This window comes from Bacillus sp. RE35 (assembly GCF_052146655.1).
Taxonomy (GTDB): domain Bacteria; phylum Bacillota; class Bacilli; order Bacillales; family Bacillaceae_G; genus Bacillus_A; species Bacillus_A cereus.
This window is the reverse complement of sequence record NZ_CP197377.1, coordinates 277501-285000: the sequence shown is the minus strand read 5'-3', so window position 1 is coordinate 285000 and position 7500 is coordinate 277501. Positions and strand designations below refer to the sequence as shown.

Here is a 7500-nt window from a genome sequence, read left to right as displayed (position 1 = left end):
ACATGGTAGACACTGCAATCAACGGCGAAGAAGCCTTACATTTATTTAATCAAAATAACTATAACCTCGTTATACTAGATCTTATGATGCCCAAAATAGATGGAATCGAGGTATGTAAAAAACTTAGAGATAAAACTAACGTACCTATATTAATGCTCACCGCTAAAGATCACGAAGTTGATAAAATTTTAGGTTTAAGCATTGGTGCTGATGATTATATTACGAAACCTTTCAGCATTCACGAAGTAATTGCACGAGTAAAAGCTCTTATGCGGCGTTTTTTAGTTCTCGGAAGTAACAATACTGCTCAAGAAAAAACAACTTTATCTTTTAAAGGACTAACTATCAATTTAAATACATACACAGTTCATACAAACAAAGAAGAAATTAGCTTAACCGGAAAAGAACTGGAACTGTTAAAATTCTTTACTTCAAACCCAGGGCAAGTATTTACAAAAACACAGCTCTTCCGAAATGTATGGAACGATAATTATATAGAAGATGACAATACCGTTATGGTACATATTCGAAAACTTAGAAAGAAAATAGAAATTGACCCTTCCAATCCAAAATTCATTCAGACTATATGGGGAATTGGTTATAAGTTTGTAGGTGAAAAGCTTGAAGACTGATAAAACCCTCTTCCTGATTTCATTACAACTTATCATTTGCGGGATTTTAAACATACAAATGGATCCAAGAATAAAAATGTCTTTATTTATTATCCTTATCTTAATTACAATTTATCTCTTCTTTTCAAGAATACAATTCATTCAACATCGCAAAGCAATGGATACTAAATTAAGTCGTGTACTAAAAGGAAACTTACAAACGAGATTATTCACAAGCAATGACCGCTCATTACATAATATCGTTTTTTCAATAAACGAGCTAATAGGTAAATTAGAGCAGGTTCAAATTGAAGCCAAAAGATCCGAAGAATCCAGAAAACAACTTTTGTCTAGTATCTCCCACGATATACGAACACCACTCACCTCCATTATCGGATATATAGATGCTTTGAAAGACGGAGTTGCTGCTTCTGAAATAGAAAAACAAGAATATCTTAAAATACTCTATATGAAATCAAATAACTTAAAGCACCTAGTTGATGAAATATTCAATATGGCGAAGCTAGACGCTAATGAATTTCCACTAAAAGAAGAAGAACTCAACTTTTCTGAAGTTACTAGAGAAGTTTTGATTGAATTTTTACCTGAGCTCTCAAAACATAACATCGAACTGCAAATTCGCATACCAGAGTCTACTTGTCCTATCATCGCAGATCATCTAAGCATTATGCGGATTATCGGTAATTTAATAAAAAATGCAATTTATTACGGAAAGGATGGGAAAACAATAGGAGTCGAATTGCTAGAAGCTGATGCAGAATACGAACTTCATATTTGGGATCAAGGCCCTGGTATTCCAAAACATGATTTACAAAACGTATTTGAGCGAATGTACCGAAGCGAACAATCAAGAAACTCTTCATTTGGTGGTAGCGGTCTCGGGCTTTCTATTTCCAAAGCGCTCGTTGAGAAAAACGGTGGACATATATGGGTTGAAAGTACTCCATGGAAACAAACTACTTTTGGCTTTTCTATTCCAAAACACAATACTTTTAAGAAATAGTTAAGAAATGATTAATATGCAGTTAAGCCTTCCTTTTTATGATGTAAGTAAGAACTTATAGAAAGCAGGTGTCTCCTATAAATACAATTATAAAAACGACTAACCTTACTAAAGTATATGGCAATCAAAAGTCAGTAGATAATTTAAATATTAATGTTCAACAAGGGGAGATTTATGGCTTCATAGGCCGCAACGGTGCTGGTAAAACAACAACCATTCGCATGCTGCTTAGTCTTATAAAGCCTACAAGTGGAACGATTGAAATATTCGGAGAGAACTTATTCCAAAATCAAAAAGATATTTTAAGCAGAATTGGTTCTATAGTTGAAGTTCCAGGATTTTATGAAAACTTAACTGCAAAAGAAAACCTATTAATTAATGCAAAAATAATTGGGGTTCACAAAAAGAATGCTATCGAAGAAGCATTAGAAATAGTAGGCTTGCAGCATGAGACAAAAAAGTTAGTAGGAAAGTATTCTTTAGGAATGAAGCAACGCTTAGGAATTGCGCGTGCTCTTCTCCATTATCCTGAGCTACTCATATTAGATGAACCAACTAACGGACTAGACCCTATTGGTATTAAAGAAATGCGAAAACTTATTCATTCTTTAGCTCAAGAAAGAAATATAACAATACTGATTTCTAGTCACATATTAGCCGAGGTAGAACAGTTAGTTGATCGTATCGGAATTATTCATGAAGGAAAGTTACTAGAAGAAGTTTCTCTTGATACGCTGCGCAAAGCAAACCGTAAGTACATAGAGTTTCAAGTGAATAATGACGATAAAGCTGTGATGTTATTAGAAAATCATCTTCAAATTTTTGATTATGAAGTACATGATGAAGGAAATATTCGTATTTACTCTCATTTTGGACAACAAGGATACATAAACAGAACGTTCGTTCTTAACGATATTGAAGTATTAAAAATGATGATAAGTGAAGATAGACTAGAAGATTATTTCACCAAACTAGTTGGAGGTGGAACAATTGGTTAATCTACTCTATACAGAACTCTTAAAACTAAAACGCTCTAATATGTTTTTAATTAGCATTATTGGTGCTGGTGTCGCACCTTTCTTAGTTGTAGTAGCCTCTTATATACATATAAAAACAAAACAGCCAACTCCAACTATTTGGTTCGATCAATTATTTACTGACGTTAACTTATATACTACTTTAGTTATAGGATTCCCCTTATATGGAGTAGTGGTTGCTTATTTGCTTACCCGCGAATATACAGAAGATACACTGAAAAATTTACTAACTATCCCCGTGTCACGCATTAGCTTTATTACAAGTAAATTCATCATTCTCTTTCTTTGGATTATGATGCTAACTTTAGTCGCTTGGGCACTTACTTTAATATTAGGGCTATTGGGGAACTTCCCTGGTTTTAACATTTCTTTACTTTTAGGTTCTTTCCTAGAATTTTTAATATGTGGTGGACTTCTCTTTCTATTGTCTTCACCTATTGTGCTACTAACTCTTGTAATGAAGAGCTATGTACCACCCATTATATTAACAGTCATTATTACAATGACTAATCTTATGCTCGTAAACTCCAAGCATAAAGATTTATTTCCGTGGACCGCTACTCTAGATATCGCAAATAACGAATTACAACCGACATATCCACCAGAGTATTCTTATATCATCATTGCAGTAACGACAATTTCCGGATTTATTGCAACACTATTCTATTTTAAAAAAGTAGACATTCATTAATGTATAGGAGTGAAACTATGAGCGATATCATTATTGCCTTCATACTCGGTATTGTAGAAGGATTAGCTGAATTTTTACCTATATCTTCTACTGGCCACCTTATATTAGTCGGGCATTTATTAGGCTTTGAGGGGGAAAGAGCAAAAACGTTTGAAATTGTTATTCAGCTAGGCGCAATTTTAGCTATTGCAATTTTATATCATAAACGTCTCGTTTCTTTATGTAATATTAAACCTCTTATACAGAAAGAAAAAAAATTCAACGCGTTCCATGTATTTCTTGGCGTATTTCCGGCAGTGGTTGCTGGCTTGCTACTACATGATATTATTAAAACATACTTATTCCAGCCATACACTGTTGTGATTGGACTTGTAGCAGGGGCAATTCTTATGATCTTTGCAGAAGTAAAAAAGAAAGGGGCAGCAGCCTATTCACTGGACGATTTAACATACCGCCAAGCTTTAACAATCGGATTATTTCAGTGCTTAGCGGTATACCCTGGCTTCTCTAGAGCTGGCTCTACTATCTCTGGAGGTCTATTAGCAAAAGTAAATTATAAGACTGCATCTGAATTCTCTTTTCTAATAGCTCTTCCTGTAATGATTGGGGCAACAGGCTTAGACTTACTAAAAAGTTGGAAGTATTTAAGTGTCGATGACATCCCTATGTTCGCGGTAGGATTCATTACCTCTTTTATAGTAGCGATGCTAGCAGTAGTAACTTTTCTAAAGCTTTTAGAGAAGATAGGTTTAAAACCTTTTGCATACTACCGTATTTTGTTGGCTATCTTATTTACGCTTTTCGTATTGCTATAGATTCATATAAGTCACATATTATTAAACTGATATTCAATTTAGAATATCGGTTTTTTTATCTATTTCAACTCTAGTATTACTCACTTCAATATGGCATAGTGATAATAAACTACCATTCATAATCTGAACGTTCTTTAAGTAACTATGTCCTTTATCATAAAATGCAATTGGAAAATTAAAGATCCCATATATGTACAGAACATATTTACAAACTATATTCACTCCACATAGTATCTTTTTAATTTGCAAAACACTGATACAAATTAAAAATAAGTACAAAGGCATAACAAATAAATAAATTTCCTAGGAATTATAAAGAGATTAAATATTAATTAGAGTGAGGTGACGATAAAAATGAATCAATTAGCACAGACATATTGGGATACTTATTGGGGAAACAACAAAAAAACAGAATCTGTTACAGCTTGGCAATTTGGGGATGCCCCTAATTATCTTGCACAACTAGTAATTGACGGTATTAAAACAGCTACATGCTCCGGTCACATTTTTTATGAATTAGAAAATGAATCGCTACCGTCTACTAATGATTATAGTATTATACTCAATAGTAATGATGAACCTGTAGCTATTATTAAGACAATAGAAGTAACTGTAACACCAATGAATGAAGTAAGCGAAGAATTCGCTATCGCTGAAGGCGAAGGAGATCGTACTTATAATTACTGGAGAGACACCCATGTTCGTTTTTTTACAAAGGAACTAAATGAGATTGGTCTTAATTTCTCTGAAGATATGTTACTCGTCTGTGAGCGTTTTGAACTTGTTGATGTGAACAATAAAGTGAAATTTTAATAAACTGAGATTTACCAGCCATTCTTATTTTTATAAACACAAAAAAGACGAGTCATTCTGACTCGTCTTAAAGTTGCTTGGCGACGTCCTACTCTCACAGGGACAAGGTCCCAACTACCATCGGCGCTAGAGAGCTTAACTTCCGTGTTCGGTATGGGAACGGGTGTGACCTCTCTGCCATCATCACCAAACTATGAAGGCATATTCCTTCAAAACTAGATAACATTGCTACATATTATATGGTTAAGTCCTCGATCTATTAGTATTCGTCAGCTCCACATGTCACCATGCTTCCACCTCGAACCTATCAACCTGATCATCTTTCAGGGATCTTACTAGCTTACGCTATGGGAAATCTCATCTTGAGGGGGGCTTCATGCTTAGATGCTTTCAGCACTTATCCCTTCCGCACATAGCTACCCAGCTATGCCCTTGGCAGAACAACTGGTACACCAGCGGTGCGTCCATCCCGGTCCTCTCGTACTAAGGACAGCTCCTCTCAAATTTCCTACGCCCACGACGGATAGGGACCGAACTGTCTCACGACGTTCTGAACCCAGCTCGCGTACCGCTTTAATGGGCGAACAGCCCAACCCTTGGGACCGACTACAGCCCCAGGATGCGATGAGCCGACATCGAGGTGCCAAACCTCCCCGTCGATGTGGACTCTTGGGGGAGATAAGCCTGTTATCCCCGGGGTAGCTTTTATCCGTTGAGCGATGGCCCTTCCATGCGGAACCACCGGATCACTAAGCCCGACTTTCGTCCCTGCTCGACTTGTAGGTCTCGCAGTCAAGCTCCCTTATGCCTTTGCACTCTACGAATGATTTCCAACCATTCTGAGGGAACCTTTGGGCGCCTCCGTTACACTTTAGGAGGCGACCGCCCCAGTCAAACTGCCCACCTGACACTGTCTCCCGGGTCGATAAGACCCGTAGGTTAGAATTTCAATACAGTCAGGGCGGTATCCCACCAGCGCCTCCACCGAAGCTAGCGCTCCGGTTTCAATGGCTCCCGCCTATCCTGTACAAACTGTACCAAAATTCAATATCAGGCTACAGTAAAGCTCCACGGGGTCTTTCCGTCCTGTCGCGGGTAACCTGCATCTTCACAGGTACTATAATTTCACCGAGTCTCTGGTTGAGACAGTGCCCAAATCGTTACACCTTTCGTGCGGGTCGGAACTTACCCGACAAGGAATTTCGCTACCTTAGGACCGTTATAGTTACGGCCGCCGTTTACTGGGGCTTCAGTTCAGAGCTTCGCTTACGCTAACCCCTCTCCTTAACCTTCCAGCACCGGGCAGGTGTCACCCCCTATACTTCGCCTTACGGCTTCGCAGAGAGCTGTGTTTTTGCTAAACAGTCGCTTGGGCCTATTCACTGCGGCTTTCCGTTAAGAAAGCACCCCTTCTCCCGAAGTTACGGGGTCATTTTGCCGAGTTCCTTAACCAGAGTTCTCTCGCACACCTTAGGATTCTCTCCTCGCCTACCTGTGTCGGTTTGCGGTACAGGCACCTTTTATCTCGCTAGAAGCTTTTCTTGGCAGCGGGGAATCAAAGACTTCGCTCCATAAGGAGCTTCCCCATCACAGCTCAGCCTTCACGATAAGCGGATTTGCCTACTTATCAGCCTAACTGCTTGGACGTGCACAACCAATCGCACGCTTCTTCTATCCTTCTGCGTCCCTCCATTGCTCAAACGATAAAGAGGTGGTACAGGAATATCAACCTGTTGTCCATCGCCTACGCCTGTCGGCCTCGGCTTAGGTCCTGACTAACCCTGAGCGGACGAGCCTTCCTCAGGAAACCTTAGGCATTCGGTGGACGGGATTCTCACCCGTCTTTCGCTACTCATACCGGCATTCTCACTTCTAAGCACTCCACCAGTCCTTCCGGTCTGACTTCACTGTCCTTAGAACGCTCCCCTACCACTGATACCATTGGTATCAATCCGCAGCTTCGGTGGTGTATTTAGCCCCGGTACATTTTCGGCGCAGAGTCACTCGACTAGTGAGCTATTACGCACTCTTTAAATGGTGGCTGCTTCTAAGCCAACATCCTAGTTGTCTAAGCAACTCCACATCCTTTTCCACTTAATACACACTTTGGGACCTTAGCTGGCGGTCTGGGCTGTTTCCCTTTTGACTACGGATCTTATCACTCGCAGTCTGACTCCTAAGGATAAGTCATTGGCATTCGGAGTTTGACTGAATTCGGTAATCCGATGAGGACCCCTAGTCCAATCAGTGCTCTACCTCCAAGACTCTTACACTTAAGGCTAGCCCTAAAGCTATTTCGGGGAGAACCAGCTATCTCCAGGTTCGATTGGAATTTCTCCGCTACCCACACCTCATCCCCGCACTTTTCAACGTGCGTGGGTTCGGGCCTCCATTCAGTGTTACCTGAACTTCACCCTGGACATGGGTAGATCACCTGGTTTCGGGTCTACGACCACGTACTAAACGCCCTATTCAGACTCGCTTTCGCTGCGGCTCCGCCTCTTCAGCT

The 7500-nt window shown here is 39.5% G+C and carries 6 protein-coding genes and 2 rRNA genes (2 of these 8 cut by a window edge); 6 read left to right on the top strand and 2 right to left on the bottom strand.

Annotation, left to right across the window (positions count from 1 at the left end; translation table 11 throughout):
- The 6 genes from ACTL4X_RS01620 to ACTL4X_RS01595 all read left to right on the top strand — a co-directional run.
- On the top strand, window positions 1-632 hold the 3' portion of the coding sequence (locus ACTL4X_RS01620) for a response regulator transcription factor (RefSeq protein ID WP_071740902.1). Its footprint begins 82 nt before the window's first position; 632 of the gene's 714 nt are visible here — the last part of the coding sequence; its start codon lies beyond the left edge, outside the window; it ends in the stop codon at window positions 630-632.
- Window positions 622-1635, top strand: coding sequence for a sensor histidine kinase (locus ACTL4X_RS01615; protein WP_071740903.1), 1014 nt, complete (start codon window positions 622-624; stop codon window positions 1633-1635). Before ACTL4X_RS01620 ends, ACTL4X_RS01615 begins: the two co-directional genes overlap by 11 nt.
- Before the next feature lie 68 nt (window positions 1636-1703).
- A complete protein-coding gene (locus ACTL4X_RS01610; RefSeq protein WP_000074581.1) occupies window positions 1704-2633 on the top strand; it encodes an ABC transporter ATP-binding protein in 930 nt (309 codons plus the stop codon).
- The gene (locus ACTL4X_RS01605) at window positions 2626-3363 is read left to right on the top strand and encodes an ABC transporter permease (RefSeq protein WP_000247711.1); all 738 of its coding nucleotides are present in this window, start codon (window positions 2626-2628) and stop codon (window positions 3361-3363) included. The genes ACTL4X_RS01610 and ACTL4X_RS01605 overlap by 8 nt, the downstream gene beginning before the upstream one ends.
- Window positions 3364-3380: 17 nt before the next feature.
- Window positions 3381-4178: an undecaprenyl-diphosphate phosphatase UppP gene (gene uppP / locus ACTL4X_RS01600; protein WP_001279958.1), complete on the top strand. Its 798-nt coding sequence runs from the start codon at window positions 3381-3383 to the stop codon at window positions 4176-4178.
- A 354-nt stretch (window positions 4179-4532) separates the two neighbouring features.
- Window positions 4533-4991, top strand: coding sequence for an ASCH domain-containing protein (locus ACTL4X_RS01595; protein WP_086401179.1), 459 nt, complete (start codon window positions 4533-4535; stop codon window positions 4989-4991).
- A gap of 75 nt (window positions 4992-5066) precedes the next feature.
- Here ACTL4X_RS01595 and rrf read toward each other — a convergent pair.
- Together rrf and ACTL4X_RS01585 are read right to left on the bottom strand one after the other, a co-directional pair.
- Window positions 5067-5182, bottom strand: a 5S ribosomal RNA gene (gene rrf / locus ACTL4X_RS01590).
- 48 nt (window positions 5183-5230) lie between these two features.
- Window positions 5231-7500 (bottom strand): 23S ribosomal RNA (locus ACTL4X_RS01585); it runs 652 nt beyond the window's last position.

What these genes read in the sequence shown, in the direction of transcription:
- ACTL4X_RS01595 (WP_086401179.1), top strand. Translation starts at nt 4,533, where the DNA reads ATGAATCAATTAGCACAGACATATTGGGATACTTATTGGGGAAACAAC.
- uppP (WP_001279958.1), top strand. Translation starts at nt 3,381, where the DNA reads ATGAGCGATATCATTATTGCCTTCATACTCGGTATTGTAGAAGGATTA.